This window comes from Uliginosibacterium sangjuense (genome assembly GCF_059132465.1).
Genome location: NZ_CP101132.1, coordinates 2725075 through 2739830, shown reverse-complemented (window position 1 = coordinate 2739830; position 14756 = coordinate 2725075). Strand labels below are relative to the sequence as shown.

Below are 14756 nucleotides of genomic sequence, written 5' to 3'. Positions count from 1 at the left end.
GCAGCCGGAGATATCCGATCACGAGATCAGAAATTGTGACGGAAGCCCGCTGCAACCGAGCGGAAGGTCTTGCCCATTTCCGACACGCCGTAGGCGGCGTTGTTGTCGTTCTGGATCAGCGTGAAGAAGGCGTACACCTTGGTGCGCTTCGACAGGTTGTAGTTGTAACCGGCGGTGCCTTGACGGGCGCCCGTTTCCGGCGAGCCCGAGACATCGCTGGCCTGGCCGTAGTTCAGGTGGAATTCGTGATTGCCCACCGGGAACATGGCCGCTACGCGGAAGTTGGTACGATCCTTGTCGTCGAAGCGGTCCATTTCGATGTAGCCGCCCAGCACGATCGCACCGAAGTCATACAAGCCGCGCACCACGAAGATCGAGTTCGAGAAGCTGCTGCCCAGCGGCTTCGTTTCGCCGTAGCCGCCACCCAGGTGCAGGTTGCCGTTGTCGTAGTTCAGCGAGATGTTGCGCACGCCACCGGCGCCTTGCACATCTTCCGACATCGATTGCGCGTACTCAGCCGAGAAGCCGCTGAACTCCGGCGTCTTGTAGGCGAAGGTGTTGGTCATCGGGAAGCCGCCGCCACCTGCTGCATAGCTGCCGTTCGGCATGGTGTCGTACAGGATGTCGGCCGAGGTGCCGGTGTCGTGGTTGTGCATGCTCACATAGTCAGCAGAGGCGAAATACAGGGGCGAGGTCATCGCACCCAGACGCAGCGTACCGTAGTTGCTGCTCAGACCAACCCAGGACTCACGGCTCCAGGCCTTGGTCGTGGCGCTCACGCCGGTCACCACGTCAGTGCCGCCGACGTTGGTGGTACGCACGGAAGTCGAACCTTTGCCACCGCCGTTGGAGGCGTCAAAACCTGCTTCCAGGTTGAACAGCGCCTTCAGGCCGCCACCCAGGTCTTCCGAACCAATCAGGCCCCAGCGCGACGAGTTGTCGACCATCTGGTTCGAGTCGGTCGGGCCGTCCTTCAGGTGTTCCAGGGACAGGTTGACCCGGCCATAGACATTGACATAGCTCTGGGCCGATGCGCCGGCGCACATGAGGGCGATGCTGGTAGCGAGCAGCGCTTTTTTCATTGGGATCCCTTTCAATGGTGATTGCTCTTGTTACAAAACGAAGGCCTGACGCCTTGCCGCGGATTATGAATGGCGGGCTTCATGCGCTGGGCGAATACCCATTATCGTGGCACCGAAAAGTGCGATCCGGTGCATAAATACAACACTTCAATCATAGGGGTGGGGTAGCTAAGCTATTGATTTGCGGCAATATAGTTGTGAATAACTGTTGCACGCCTCCGAAAACTCATGGGTGCTCTTGGGCATCGAGACGCGCGCGCGGGTGATGTCATATATCAAATCCCGCGCGCGCTTCAGCAGGACGACGCCTTGATCGAGTGCGGCCCGGTCCAGTGCGGCGATCTCTTCGGCAGTGCGTACAGGAATGGCACACATCCGTTCTGCGCTCACGGTGAATCGGGCCCACACATCGAAAATGTCTTCGTCGGTCCGCAGGGTTTCGCATTTCACCTTGGCGAGATCGGCAAACAGGCGCACCCGCTCGCGGATACCGGGAAAGAGTGAGGAAGCCTCCAGGGTGCCAGCCAGCGCATCTGCGATCTGGTCGATATCGCGCATGGCCTGGCCGATCTTGATGTAGCGGCTTTCGTAGAAGGCCTCGACGGGGATGGAGAAAGCCTTGAAAGGCTCGCCCCAGAGTTCGTCGATTCCTTCGTCGCCACTGCGGTGGAGAACCATCTTCCCGAGTTCAAGCGCCTCCTGCAGGCAGCGCCCGCATTCACGCATCAAGGCGTTGTCCGACTGGATGGTGACGCCGACTGCCTGAAGATCGACCAGTTTCGTAAAGATATCGGTCGCCCGGTTGAACAAGGCGCCAGCAAGCATGGCGCCCTTGACCCGTTTCAGTTCGAAGTCCTGTTCCGAGTCGAAGGCTTTTCTAGCCTCGTTCAAGCGGACTCCCGGCACGTTGATGCCATGTTCGACGTGGTTGAAGAGGCGTCGTGTCAGGGCTTCTATAAGGCGCTTCTTTGCGCTCAACGAGTCCGCCGGTGGCTCGTAGGTCTTGATCCAGTAGCCGTAGTGAAAGACGCGCTCCACGCCATCAATCATCTTGCGGGTGCCAGCGACAATTTCCGGTTCTGTTTGAACTTCGGTTCCCAGGCTGTTATTTGATGCGTCATTCATGATAATCAGATCAATATTATTAGGCGTGCCGTGAATGGTTATTAACGTACTCAAATAATGGCGGATTTAATGATATGGAGAAGTTTGGTTCTGGCCGGCTGCATGGCAGGTTCGGATTGACAGGTGAAGTTGAGGGTGGGAGCAATATGCCGTCACGAGGCGTAAGACGGAAAGGCTCTTGCAGAGCGGGTTTGGCAGATCATGTTGTATTTGTTTTTTTAAGAAACTAGGTGTGCGCCGCACCATCGTTGAATAACTCACGCTTGCCTTTCCAGTAAATGAGGCGCGGATCAAACAAGCCCTTGACTGCATGAGTTGCGTGTACCACTATTTCCTCGGCAAAGCGTTGTTTTGAACGGAAAATACGGCATATTTTATTATTTTGAATAAATTTTGCTGAATTATTCCGTCTGTGACGATTTTGCCATTCTAATAAATCATTGGAGACAATCATGATCCGTAAGCTCCTGGGCGGCGTCGCCCTTCTCGCTTTGGTCGGCAATGTGCAAGCAGCGACCGACTACCCGTCTGGCTACACCAAGTGTGCGCAGAACACCGGCGCAACCTGCTCGATGAGCGGTACGCGTAATGTCGCACTGGGTAAGTCTGGCTCCTTCGTGTATGCAGTCAAGACTGGCAACTTCGCGTGTACCGGCTCGGCCTTCCCGAGCAATAGCTACCCGGCTTCGGCTTGGTGCTCGGTTGGCCCGACCACGAGCTCTTCTTCCAGCAGCTCTTCTTCCAGCAGCTCTTCGTCGTCCAGCTCGTCGTCCTCCAGCAGCTCGTCTTCGGGCGGCTCTTCGTCGGGTGGCATCACCGGCGCGACCTGTTCGTCGACCGGCAATGTGTCGATCTCCTCGACTGTCAAGGTGACCGGCACCTACGACGGCGGCTGCAAGACCTTCAACCCGACCTCCGCGCTGGGTGATGGTAGCCAGTCCGAGAGCCAACAGCCCGCCTTCCGTATCGAAGGCGGCACGCTGCAGAACGCCATTCTGGGCAACAACGGGGTGGATGGCGTGCACTTCTATGGCGGCGGTACGCTGAAGAACTTCAAGTGGACCAACATCGGCGAAGACGCCTTCACGGTCAAGGAGTCGGGCACGGTCAATATCTCTGGCGTGTCGGGCTACAACGGTGAAGACAAGTTCGGCCAGATCAACGCGGCTTCGACGGTCAACATCTCCAACTGTATCGTCGACAAGGTCGCCAAGGTGATCCGCCAGAATGGTGGCACCACCTTCAAGATCACGGTCAACATCGACCGCTGCAAGCTGTCTAACCTGGGCGAAGGCGTGTTCCGTTCCGACAGCTCCAGCTCGGTTGCCAAGCTGACCAACTCGGTGCTGAGCAACGCCGGCTCGCTGTGTATCGGCAAGTGGGCCAGCTGCACGGGTTCGGGTAACACCGGCAAGTAAGCAGGCATCCAGCCGGCACCCTCGGGTGCCGGCGGGGGAAAAGGGTGTGTGGTGGAAACCACACACCCTTTTTTCATCTGGTCCTTCCCCAAGGTCGGCGCATTTTGCTGCCAAGGGGGCTGCGCCGCCACCGGCCGTCAGGCGGGTTCGCGTGACGCGATCAGCCGCGTCGTGGTCCCTTGCCCGCCGACATCAACGAGGCGGCAGGAAGGGCACCACCTCCTTGAGTTCCTTCTTCTGATGCCGGGCCCGGCGTTTCTCCTTGAAGCTCAGCACCGGTTGCTTCTTTTCTTCCTTGTTGCTCTTTTGTCCTTTGCTCATGGCGTGCTCCTTGAACGTGGAATGACAACGCTGAGCGGTGCGGCGACGCATCGAAACGGCAAGCGGAGCGATCAGCCCAAGCGCAATTCAGTATAGGTCTGCGCTGCGCACGCGATGGGGCAGGGGTGGGAGACGTCCGCGGAGCGCCGCGGCGGGCGATTGCACGGGGGGCGACGACTGGCGGCTGGGTCGGCCATCGCAGGTGGAGCGCGGCGCGCGCTCCACCTGCGATGGACTGGCCTGCGTAGGCTGCGCTCAGCGGTTGGCGTCGAGGCTGGCGGCGGTGAATCTGGGATAGCTGCTGGGTTTGTAGGTGTTGAGATTGTTAAGGAAGTTGCTGTCCTTCAGCGGGATCGTCGCGGAGCCATAGTCGAAAGCGTTGAGCTTGGCGCGCATCTGGGCGTTGTTCAGGCCGTCACCCTTGAGCGTCGCCCAGCTCACGATCACCGGAGTCACGAAGCTGCCATACGCGTTCTCAGCGGTCTCGCCGCTGTTGGCAAAGCGCAGCGCATGGGTGGTGACGCCGTCCTTGTGATAGACGATCTTCACATGTCCGTTCTGCGTGCCGAGGCCTGAAATCTCCGCGTTGTAGAGCTTGCCGTGGGCGCTGTAGCCGCCGTGGGTGACGATGCCGTTCCTGGTCCAGATGGCGGCGTGCTCCCAGTCATGGCGATGACCGCCGCCGAAAACCGTGGCCTGATCCTTGAGGAAGTAGAGCGCGTAGAAGTGGCCGCAGTAAACGTCGCTGCCGCTGGTCACGCAGGCGTGGCGGTGCAGAGTGTTCGAGGTCTGCAGGAAGTTGCTGGCGCGGCAGCCGCCGGTGATGCTGCCGCTGGGCGCGAGGCCGCCGTTCTGCTGGCCACTGCGGCTGATGCCGGCGCTTGGCAGGCAGCCGTCGGTGTCGAAATCGAACACGGGATAGTGCGCGCCGATGCTGATGCCGGCGGGCAGGGCCTCATCAAGGCGGGCGAAATTGTCGGCGCGTGCCGGGGCACTCAGCAGTGCGGCGAGGAGCAGGGGAGAGATGAGTCGATGCAAACGCATAGCGGGTGTCTCCAGAATGGTCGGAATCGCCGGCTTGGTGGGGTGCGTGCCCGCTCAAGCCGGCGCCGCGACTATCGCTGCGCATTGTTTCAGGCGAGCGGTGGAGCGCGTGTGGTGGCTGGTCCCACGCGGCGCACTACACCGAAGCGCCCGTTCCGGCGGCATGACATTGCGTCGCGCATGACGGGGTGGGGGGCGCCTTGCGCTTCAGTCCAGCGAACGATCCTCCGCCAGCGCTTCGCGCACATTGCTGCGAAAACCGTTCGCGGCGAGCCATTCCCAGGCCTCCTCGCGGGTTCCCACGGTGATGATCGGCACATTGATGCCGTTGAAGACGCCCTGGTGTTCGGTCACACGGGCGAGGAAGCTGCTCTTGTGGATGCGCACCACCGCATGCGCGCCGTGAGCGGTGGCCCAGACCAGCAGCGCATGCGAGGCGGCAAAGCCGTTTTCGGTACCACCCTGCCACTGGTGCAGGTCCATCACGTGTGCCCAGTGCGCAGGCTGACCGGCATCTTGCCAGGCCTGCTGGATGCTCTCCGTCATGATCAGCACGCCTTCCTGGTTGAAGCACCCATCCAGGACGGCAAAGCAGACCTGATCAAACCAGCGGACGGTACACGTGCCGTGCGGTGTTTTGGACATGCGATGAAGACTGCGCGGGCTGAACCAATACTCAGTCTATAGCCGTGCGGACAGGCTGCGTCCATCGGCTGCGGCGCAGTGATGTGCCGAAGTTGCGCGCCGTCAGATCGGCGGCAGTGATCGCAGAGCGGCAAGCCGCAGAGGGTTTCCGCGCGGGGGCTGCATGTGCGATGGCAGTCGCCAGCCGGGAATGCTTGCCCGGTGTCGGCCGCGTGGTTGCAGGCAAGGGGCGGCGCTAGGCCGACCCCTTTGCGGGCCAGGAATCAACGATGCGGCAGGAAGGGGACGGGCACCGAGTCTTTTGCATCCTTTTTCTGATGCCTGACTTCGCGCTTTTCCTTGAAGCTCAGCAGCGGTTTCTTCTTGCTTTCCTTGTTGCTCTTTTGTGATTTGCTCATGTCGTGCTCCTCGAAGGTGGAATGACAATCACTGAGCGATACTGCGGCGCATCGGAACGGCAAGCGAAGCGATAAGCCCAGATGCGATCCAGTATAGGCCTGTGCGGGGGAGACGCTAAAAATAGTTGGCTGGCAATACCGTCGGTCTGGCTGCGGAGCGAAGCGGCCCCCGCCGCATGAGCCCCGAATTCCGCCCCAGGCATGAAAAAAGCGCCATGCTGGGGCTGTGGGTTCGCGGGTGGTGCGCGAAAATATTTCAAATAAAGCTTGTTGAATTCAACAAACAGGCGCAGGCTGTACTCCAGCGACATCAAGTCCACGCAGTCTAGTCCAGCAGTACCTCTCGCAGTTCCGGTATTTCCTCGATTCCCCTGTTGTCTTGATCTCGCCCTTTCGGGGGCGCATGTCCCCTTATTATCTGGAGATTTAAAAATGGCAACAGGTACGGTCAAGTGGTTCAACGATGCGAAGGGTTTTGGTTTTGTCACGCCTGAAGATGGCGGCAAAGACCTTTTCGTGCATTTCTCGGCAATCCAGGGTTCCGGCTTCAAGACGCTCGCTGAAGGTCAGCGCGTGAGCTTCAACGTCACCCAAGGGGCCAAAGGTGAACAGGCCGTCAATATCGCACTGGCCTGACATCCCGTCTTCCCCAAAACAAAGCCCGGCCCAGCCGGGCTTTGTTTTTGCATTTCCCAACTTTATTTTCGGATCACGACTCAACATGGCCAAAGAAGAACTCATCGAAATGGAAGGCGTCATCGCCGAAGTGCTGCCTGATTCGCGCTTTCGCGTCACGCTCGAAAACGGTCACCTGCTGGTTGCCTATACCTCCGGCAAGATGCGCAAGCACCACATCCGCATTCTCACGGGCGATAAGGTTTCGCTCGAAATGTCGCCTTACGACCTGAGCAAGGGGCGCATCACCTTCCGTCACATCGAACAACGCAACACTCCGGCCGCGCGGGCACAGCAGTTCCGTCGCCGTTAATCCATGCTCGATGGCGGAGAGCTAACGCACGATCCCGCAGCCTCACCGCGAAAAGCTCCGCCCGCAAAAAGCATGATCAGGGGCACCGCGACGCCTGAGGCCCGCGATGGTGCCGAACGCCTCCGGATTCTGGCGTGGCTTTCATCCGGACGGATTGCGTTCGCAGTTCTTCCCGCATTTCTCCAAAAAGTTCCCTTGTGGGCGATTGTTCCTGTCAATCACAGTGATTACGCGCGGATTCTCGATGCGGCTCTAGACTTGCGCCCGGCCTCAACTCGGCAGGCGTCCGGATGGAACCGGGTGGCATGGCCGGCGTCTGAAGCGCTGGCGCCAGCGGTGTCTTGCCCCCGGGCAGCTCGCTGACGCGCGACGAATTCTTTCCCCGCATGACCCACTACTTTGAGGAGTACTTGAGATGACGATGATGCGCAGACAGTTCGTGACCGCCTGGGCAGTGCTTGGCGTCGCCCTTGCAGGAGGCGTCCTCAGCGGCTGTGCTACCACCAGCGCGCCGAGCGCGACCGCCGTGGCGCCTGGCGTCACTCGGGTCGACCTCGGCGGCGTCACCGTCACCATGCTCAGCGACGGCTCGGCGACCCGCCCGCTCGACGCCAGCTTCGTGCGCAACGCGCCGCTCGCCGACGTCCAGGCCGCCCTGAAAGAGGCCGGCCTGCCCACCGACAAACTCGACGTACCCTTCACCAGCTTTGTCGCCCAGATCGGCGCGCAGCGCGTGCTGTTCGATGTCGGCAATGGCGAGTTCGGCGCCGCCACCTCGGGCAAGCTGCTCGACAACATGGCCAAGGCCGGCATCGACCCCCAATCCATCACCGCCGTCGTGTTCTCCCACTTCCACGGCGACCACATCAACGGCTTGCGCAACAAGGACGGCCAGATCGTCTTCCCTAACGCCAAGATTTACGCGCCCGCGCCCGAATGGAACTGGTGGATGGACGACGCCCGCATGAACGCCACGCCCGAAGCCCAGCGTGGCAACTACAACGCCGTGCGCCGCGTGTTCAGCCCCATCGCCGGCAGCGTGATCCGCTTCGAACCGGGCAGCGAAGTGCTGCCGGGCGTGCGCTCCATCGCCGCCTATGGCCATACGCCCGGTCACACCGCCTTCCGCATCGAAGGCAGCAAGCAGAAGCTCCTGTATTGGGCCGACGCCACCAATGTCGCCCTCTTCGTGCGCAACCCCGACTGGGCTGTCATGTTCGACATGGACGCCGAAGCCGCCAAGGCCACCCGCAAGCGCCTGGCCGACCTGGCCGTGAAGGAAGGCCTGCTCGTCGCCGGCTATCACCTCCCGGGCTCGGCCATCGGCACCCTCGCGCCGCGCGGCAAGGGCTACGAGTTCAGCCCCCTCAAATAAGCCTGCGCCACCCCGCGACCAAGCCCGCCGCCCGGCGGGTTTTTTTATTGTGCGGTCGTGGAGGCAGTGTGTGGGGAAACCCAGGCAAAAAGAGCCGATCAGGCCCTGGGGATCGTATGGCTGCAATCGACTCCGCGAGTCATCGTCGTCGAAAGATGGGGCGCGCAAACAGGGGCGTCCCTCCATGGGTTCGGCGCGAAGCGACAGCCCACAGTGGCCCCACAAAGCATGCCGACGTATTCGATTCCGGTTTGAATTTCAACGGGGCCGTCGACTGACATGCCATGTGCATCTGCAGCACGCCCTTAAGGGCATATGTCAAAAAACTCGACGCTGATCATGTTTTTGCGACCGCTCGTCCCATAGAATCATTTTCAAACAAATGCGCCCGGCCCATGCAGCCGATGCGCGCGCAGCAGACCTGAAGTCGTTTGTCGGCCCGCATGGGCCTTGAAACAACGGGAGGAGGGGAGCTTGGGACGCAAGAGGGGGCGCCGCGCATCCGGCGGTGCGGAGTTGTTGAATCTGGCCCTGAGTCAGCGTTGGCCGCTCGCGGCCGTTTGCGCGCTGGTGTCGCTTCTGGGCTCGTATCTGGTCATCCCGCTGTTGTTCCGAGGGAGCCAATTCACTGTCGCCCTGATTCCGGTTGTGCGCCAGTTCCTGCTGATCGCGGCCGGCGTCTTCGCGGCTATCGCGCTTATCAAATATGTTTGGGAGCGCTTCGCGCCCAGCATCGGCGCGGCAACTGCCTCATCTTCACCGGCGCAGCCCGCCACCCCCAAAGGCCGCAGCAGCCCACGCGACCCGCAAGCCACCGCGTTCATCCAGTCCCTGGGTAAAACCGGCGCCGAAGAACAGGCGCGGCCCACGGCATGGAGTGCCGATGTCATTCAACGCATGGAATGGCTGCGCTTCGAAGAAGTCTGCGCCGCCTATTGCCAGGCCAAAGGCATGCGGGCGCAGACCACCTCACTTGGCGCCGATGGTGGCGTCGACATCCGCCTCTACGAAGACCTTAACGACTCGCTGCGCTGCACCGGCGTCATCCAGTGCAAGGCCTGGGGCGAGCGCGAGGTTGGCGTCAAACCCGTGCGCGAGCTGCGCGGCGTGATGGCGCACGAAAAAGTCGAGCAAGGCTTCTTCATGTCGCAAAGCCCATTCACCACCGAAGCCCAGTCCTTCGCCCGCGAGAACCAGATCGAATTGATCGACGGCGACAAGCTGCTGAGCTTGATTCGCTTATTGCCCGAGGCCGATGCAGAACGCCTGTTGGAATTCGCCACCGAGGGCGACTGGACAACACCGAGCTGCCCGCATTGCGGCACGAAGATGGTGTTGCGGGAAGGGGCAGGGGGTGGGTTTTGGGGGTGTGGGAATTATCCGAGGTGTAAGCAGAGGTTGAATAGGCGGGGAGAAGGGTGGGGCGGAAAACCGTAGGAGACTCCTCCATATGGATATCCGGGGTGCGCAGTACGCCAGAAAATAGAATAGGTTTGTGATTTCAAAGGTTAGCCAAAAAAGGATGACTAATGCAAATTGAAACGCAACGCTATGAGGAGCTTGGTTTTGTCAAGTATTCAGGAGAGGGCCTAGCTGACGGAATTATCGACGCCGGGAGTGCCGGCTCTGCGCTAGTTGGTTTAGATGAAGCGATCCGCTTTTTCAACTCTCAGCAGTCTCCCAGCCTAGTTTCGCTTCAGTATGACATTCCGGTACAAACCCGCACTGGGTCATGGGAAGCGGTTCTTGTGGCTGGTACTGCCATCGGCGGTGCGTTTGCGCTTGGGTATGCCAAGAAAGCAGGAGAGAAATTGGCCGAGAATGATTTTAAAGAGATTGGTATGAAGCATGTTCTCAAGAAATCTATGGCCGCACTTCAAACACTTGGCAAGCTAATTAAGCACTCTCGCCGATCGAGCGGCTGGGATCGTGTACGAATTGAGCCTACTCTTGGTGCAGATGCTGTTTTGGTTACCAACGATACGGGAGATGAGCTAGCTGTTCCTATTGAGTATTTTCGTTGGTATCAACAACTCCCGCCTCGCCTCATGGCAAAAATGACATCGGTGGTTAGATCTGATCGAATATTAACCATAGGCGTCATCAAAGATTCTGAGGTGGATGAAATAACGATTGTTGAGGAGGAGAAATTTTTTTTCGACCAACAGGACGAACATGGATACGAAGAAGGAATCTTATTTCCAGAGCTGGTTCATGGCGCTGGCGCTAGCTTGCAGGGTCGCCTCATTCGCGGTAGTGAGGCATCGAACTCAGTTGGTCTTGAATATATGGGGCACGTAATTAACTGCGTGCCTGCTCATGGAAGTGTTCGCCAGTACAAGGCCGCTCTCTTCTTGCGCTGCCAAGTAGAAGGTCGGATAACTCGGCATGCAAAAAATAGGTTTGTTTCGGATCGTAGGCCGACCTTAATTCTAGAGAGAGTCACTCCCCTAGAATTTGATGGTCAGCTCGGATTGTTTTCCGGTTGATGGGGGTGCGAAGAGACCGGTTTTTATGCCATTGCTTTTGGTGTGGCATGAAGTAGTTAAGATTTATATTTATTTATTAGAAATAAAAACACGATAGATATATGGCTAAGTGGAGGGGTGATTGTGGTTGCCGTGAACTTTGATCTTGTAATTGAGACGCCGGAGTATGCGGTGGATATGAAGTCAGGTTTGGATACGATGCAGGGTGTTTCGGATGCAACACGTTTTATTGCAGAGACGGTTTTGTCTGAACGCGTTCCCCAGCGCCTAACGCCTAAAGGTCGAGTTCGTACGACCCTAAAGAATAGCTTCAGTGGGTCATATGGGCATATTTTTTCATTGGATGTGTTTGATGAGGATTTAGGTAGAAGGCTTAGCCGAATTGGGCGTGGCACATTTGCAGAGTTAATGACCTACTTCTTAAATGAGGCGATGTATTCCGATCATCCGCAACTCACTGAAAAAGCTCAACAAATAGTTGAGAGGCTTGATGACGAAGCAGAGAAACTTGTAAAGCAACTGAGGCTCTCCGCTATTGCAAACATACATGAGGCAGCCACGAAATTCGGGTATGAAATAAAAGTTCGGTATAGGCAGAGTAGGGAAAATCAAACGGTGGTTGCGAGATTTAACCAAGAGACGGCAGAAACGATTCAAGCAACAGAGTCTGGGGAGCCAGAAAGGTTAACCGTGGCTATTACGAGATTGAACATCCATACGGGAAATGGGCGTTTTATAATACAGGGCCATGATGAAACTGTCCCTTTTGGGTTTGGAGAGTACAAAGCAGTTCGGATTGCAGCAAAGAAGATATTTTCTACAAATCTTGATCACAACAATGGTTTAAATACTGAAAATTTCCTGTTTCTAGATATTAGTGCTTCTGGGATCCGTCTTCGCGATGGCAAGGTGGTAAAATATATAGTGCGAGCAATCTATGGTCGAGAGTAATAAGTATGTTTTTGCGGCAATAGTGGCTATTGTCCTTGTTGCAATTTCCTATTTTGCAAATTTTGGCCCCGCTTCTGCTTATACGATTTCTAAAGACACAGGGGTTTGGGGGCAACTTGGAGACTATATAGGTGGGGTCCTCAATCCTATTCTTGGCTTCATATCCGTCGTCTTGCTTATAAAGTCAGTAAGCCTCCAGAACGAGGCTAATCAGAGTTTGAGAGAAGAACTGAAAAGCAGCGAGAGAGTCGAGAAGCTGAGATCATTTGAATCGCTGTTCTTCAGCATGATTGGCGCGCAAAGGGAGCTTTTTTCTCGTCTTGAGCTTGATTTTGATGGGGCCGACCCTCCAAAGGCTCATGCGGCAAAAGCTGTCTTGGCCCTTGAGGATCTTGTAGATGCCTGCCTATCCCGCGAAGACGCAATGCGCCTAGTCGAGAAGGTGGATTCGGATGATGCGATATTTGGGGTGCTGAGGGCTTTTTACGTTTCTGTTAGGGCTGTCGGAGATCGATTGTCCGCAGAACAGGGCTTCAGCATAGGTGACCGAAAGCATCATTTGGTTGCACTGATCAACTTCACTGATTTTGCGTTGCTAAGACTTGTGATGCTGATGATGTGCCTCATGGATAATTGGCCTGCGGCATTCTTGCGTTCAAATGAGGAGTTCAAATCAGTAATGATGGAAGTGGGTTTGGATTATGTCGCCTATGACAAGTGGAGCAGTGGATAGTGGTCGAAAGTTTACCGCGTACCGCGGGGTGATCAAGGCGGCCCTAATCCGTAGGTGCGGTACCAACCGCGTCTGATTTTCCCCCGTACGTATGCGTGCGTTGATCCGAATGGTGGCGTTTGCGCTCCATTCTGCGCCTGAGCGCCTGAATTTCGCGTTTTGTTATTCGTGACCGGTGCTGGTATCGAGGCTTATGAAATCCCCAAAATCCGGAGTCAGGTCTTGCTTCTTGCCCAATAAAACTAAAGGGCCACGCTCAAATTCTTTTAGCGATTGGTAGGGTGGGGTGCCAACCCCACCGTTTTTTGTATTCGATCTGGCGTGGGGATTAAATGGCGGAGTTGGCACTCCGCCATACGCCGCTGCCCTACGCCGTAGTGTTCTCAGGGGCGGCTGGGGTTTGTCAGGTGGAGCGCATATCAAAAAGCCCGCTTTTGGCGGGCTTTTCTTTGAAAGACGCTTGATGCTTGCTTGCGCAAGCATGACGGCGCGTTTAGCGGCTGATGGGCTTGTAGCGGATGCGCTTCGGTTTCGCCGCCTCTTCACCCAGTCGCTTCTTCTTGTCCTCTTCGTATTCCTGGTAGTTGCCCGCGAAGAAGGTCCATTGCGAATCGCCCTCGGCCGCGAGGATGTGGGTGGCGATGCGGTCGAGGAACCAGCGGTCGTGGGAGGTGACCATTACGCAGCCGGAGAATTCGAGTAGGGCGTCTTCCAGCGCGCGCAGGGTTTCCACGTCGAGGTCGTTGGAGGGTTCGTCGAGCAGCAGCACGTTGCCGCCGGCGATCAGGGTCTTGGCGAGGTGCAGGCGTCCGCGTTCGCCGCCTGAGAGGTTGCCGACGATCTTCTGCTGGTCGCCGCCCTTGAAGTTGAAGCGGCCGATGTAGGCGCGGCTGGGCATCTCGAAGCGGCCGACGGTGAGGATGTCGGCGCCTTCGGAGATGGCTTCGAACACGGTCTTCGTGCCGTCCAGGCCTTCGCGGGTCTGGTTGACGGCGGCGATCTTGACGGTGGGGCCGACGACGATTTCACCCGAGTCCGGCTTTTCCAGGCCCTGGATCATGCGGAACAGGGTCGATTTGCCGGCGCCGTTGGGGCCGATCACGCCGACGATGGCGCCGGGCGGGATCTGGAAGCTGAGGTTGTCGATCAGCAGGCGGTCGCCGAAGCCCTTGCTCACGCCATTGAATTCGATGACCTGGTTGCCGAGGCGCTCGCCCGGCGGGATGAAGATTTCCTGCGTCTCGTTGCGCTTCTGGTATTCGACGCTGCTCATTTCCTCGTAGCGGGCCAGGCGGGCCTTGCTCTTGCTCTGGCGGGCCTTGGCGCCCTGGCGCACCCATTCCAGTTCCTGCTTCATGGCCTTGCGGTGGGCGGTTTCCTGCTTCTCTTCGGTGGCCAGGCGCGCTTCCTTCTGCTCCAGCCATTCGGAGTAGTTGCCCTTCCAGGGGATGCCTTCGCCGCGGTCGAGTTCGAGAATCCATTCGGCGGCGTTGTCGAGGAAGTAGCGGTCGTGGGTGACGGCCACCACGGTGCCGGGGAAGCGCACCAGGAACTGCTCCAGCCATTCGACGGATTCGGCGTCGAGGTGGTTGGTGGGTTCGTCCAGCAGCAGCATGTCGGGCTTGGACAGCAGCAGCTTGCACAGGGCGACGCGGCGCTTCTCACCGCCTGAGAGGGGGCCGACTTTGGCGTCCCACGGCGGCAGGCGCAACGCGTCGGCGGCGATTTCGAGCTGGGTTTCGACATCGGCGCCACTGGTGGCGATGATGTTCTCGTACTTGGCCTGCAGCTCGGCCAGCTTGTCGAAATCGGCATCAGGCTCGGCGTAGGCGGCGTACACCTCTTCCAGCTTCTGCTTGGCTTCCATGACTTCGCCCAGCGCGGATTCCACTTCTTCGCGTACGGTCTTGTCCGGGTCGAGCTGGGGCTCCTGCGGCAGGTAGCCGATGCTCATGTTGGGCTGCCACTGCACCTCGCCGTCATATTCCTTGTCGACGCCGGCCATGATGCGCAGCACGGTCGATTTGCCTGAGCCGTTGAGGCCCAGCAGGCCGATCTTGGCGCCGGGGAAGAAGGAGAGGGAGATGTCCTTGATGATCTGACGCTTGGGCGGAACGACTTTGTTCACCCTCAACATCGACATTACGTATTGAGCCATGGCTTGTGATTTTCCGTCGCTTCGCGCGG

Annotated in this window: 17 protein-coding genes; 8 read left to right on the top strand and 9 right to left on the bottom strand. The window is 58.2% G+C overall.

Annotated features, from left to right (window positions below):
• Positions 1 to 26: 26 nt before the first annotated feature.
• From NMB43_RS12710 to NMB43_RS12700, 3 genes are all read right to left on the bottom strand, one after another.
• The gene (locus tag NMB43_RS12710; RefSeq protein WP_494348533.1) at positions 27 to 1082 is read right to left on the bottom strand and encodes a porin; all 1056 of its coding nucleotides are present in this window, start codon (positions 1080 to 1082) and stop codon (positions 27 to 29) included.
• A 168-nt stretch (positions 1083 to 1250) separates the two neighbouring features.
• Positions 1251 to 2132 (bottom strand): hypothetical protein, encoded by an 882-nt coding sequence (locus tag NMB43_RS12705; RefSeq protein ID WP_494352144.1) that lies wholly within the window; start codon positions 2130 to 2132, stop codon positions 1251 to 1253.
• A gap of 301 nt (positions 2133 to 2433) precedes the next feature.
• Complete coding sequence (locus NMB43_RS12700) at positions 2434 to 2661, bottom strand: hypothetical protein (RefSeq protein ID WP_494348532.1); 228 nt, start codon at positions 2659 to 2661, stop codon at positions 2434 to 2436.
• Between NMB43_RS12700 and NMB43_RS12695 the strand changes: the two genes are divergently transcribed.
• Positions 2660 to 3625, top strand: coding sequence for a pectate lyase (locus tag NMB43_RS12695; protein WP_494348531.1), 966 nt, complete (start codon positions 2660 to 2662; stop codon positions 3623 to 3625). The two genes, NMB43_RS12700 and NMB43_RS12695, sit on opposite strands and share 2 nt — an antisense overlap.
• Before the next feature lie 192 nt (positions 3626 to 3817).
• Here the strand turns inward: NMB43_RS12695 and NMB43_RS12690 are convergent, their stop codons facing one another.
• The 5 genes from NMB43_RS12690 to NMB43_RS12670 form a co-directional block, all read right to left on the bottom strand.
• Positions 3818 to 3946: a hypothetical protein gene (locus NMB43_RS12690; RefSeq protein ID WP_494348530.1), complete on the bottom strand. Its 129-nt coding sequence runs from the start codon at positions 3944 to 3946 to the stop codon at positions 3818 to 3820.
• A gap of 255 nt (positions 3947 to 4201) precedes the next feature.
• Positions 4202 to 4990, bottom strand: a complete 789-nt coding sequence (locus NMB43_RS12685; protein ID WP_494348529.1) for an NPP1 family protein — start codon at positions 4988 to 4990, stop codon at positions 4202 to 4204.
• 207 nt (positions 4991 to 5197) lie between these two features.
• Positions 5198 to 5635: a hypothetical protein gene (locus tag NMB43_RS12680; protein WP_494348528.1), complete on the bottom strand. Its 438-nt coding sequence runs from the start codon at positions 5633 to 5635 to the stop codon at positions 5198 to 5200.
• Between the two features lie 263 nt (positions 5636 to 5898).
• Entirely contained in the window at positions 5899 to 6033 is a 135-nt protein-coding gene (locus NMB43_RS12675; protein ID WP_494348527.1) for a hypothetical protein, read from the bottom strand.
• A complete protein-coding gene (locus NMB43_RS12670; protein WP_494348526.1) occupies positions 6030 to 6353 on the bottom strand; it encodes a hypothetical protein in 324 nt (107 codons plus the stop codon). The genes NMB43_RS12675 and NMB43_RS12670 overlap by 4 nt, the downstream gene beginning before the upstream one ends.
• Before the next feature lie 112 nt (positions 6354 to 6465).
• Here NMB43_RS12670 and cspE point away from each other — a divergent pair, with 112 nt between their 5' ends.
• The 7 genes from cspE (at position 6466) to NMB43_RS12635 (ending at position 12569) form a co-directional block, all read left to right on the top strand.
• Positions 6466 to 6669 carry a transcription antiterminator/RNA stability regulator CspE gene (gene cspE / locus NMB43_RS12665; RefSeq protein ID WP_494348525.1) on the top strand — a complete coding sequence of 68 codons (204 nt, stop codon included), beginning with the start codon at positions 6466 to 6468 and terminating at the stop codon, positions 6667 to 6669.
• Between the two features lie 85 nt (positions 6670 to 6754).
• The gene (gene infA / locus NMB43_RS12660; RefSeq protein WP_494348524.1) at positions 6755 to 7021 is read left to right on the top strand and encodes a translation initiation factor IF-1; all 267 of its coding nucleotides are present in this window, start codon (positions 6755 to 6757) and stop codon (positions 7019 to 7021) included.
• 421 nt (positions 7022 to 7442) lie between these two features.
• A complete protein-coding gene (locus tag NMB43_RS12655) occupies positions 7443 to 8396 on the top strand; it encodes an MBL fold metallo-hydrolase (RefSeq protein ID WP_494348523.1) in 954 nt (317 codons plus the stop codon).
• A gap of 474 nt (positions 8397 to 8870) precedes the next feature.
• Positions 8871 to 9833, top strand: a complete 963-nt coding sequence (locus tag NMB43_RS12650; RefSeq protein ID WP_494348522.1) for a restriction endonuclease — start codon at positions 8871 to 8873, stop codon at positions 9831 to 9833.
• 92 nt (positions 9834 to 9925) lie between these two features.
• Positions 9926 to 10885, top strand: coding sequence for a hypothetical protein (locus tag NMB43_RS12645; RefSeq protein ID WP_494348521.1), 960 nt, complete (start codon positions 9926 to 9928; stop codon positions 10883 to 10885).
• Positions 10886 to 11056: 171 nt separating this feature from the next.
• Complete coding sequence (locus NMB43_RS12640) at positions 11057 to 11836, top strand: hypothetical protein (RefSeq protein ID WP_494348520.1); 780 nt, start codon at positions 11057 to 11059, stop codon at positions 11834 to 11836.
• On the top strand, positions 11823 to 12569 hold the full coding sequence (locus tag NMB43_RS12635) for a hypothetical protein (protein WP_494348519.1): 747 nt from the start codon (positions 11823 to 11825) through the stop codon (positions 12567 to 12569). Before NMB43_RS12640 ends, NMB43_RS12635 begins: the two co-directional genes overlap by 14 nt.
• Positions 12570 to 13062: 493 nt before the next feature.
• Here NMB43_RS12635 and ettA read toward each other — a convergent pair whose 3' ends face one another.
• Positions 13063 to 14727: an energy-dependent translational throttle protein EttA gene (gene ettA, locus NMB43_RS12630; protein WP_494348518.1), complete on the bottom strand. Its 1665-nt coding sequence runs from the start codon at positions 14725 to 14727 to the stop codon at positions 13063 to 13065.
• Positions 14728 to 14756: the final 29 nt, after the last annotated feature.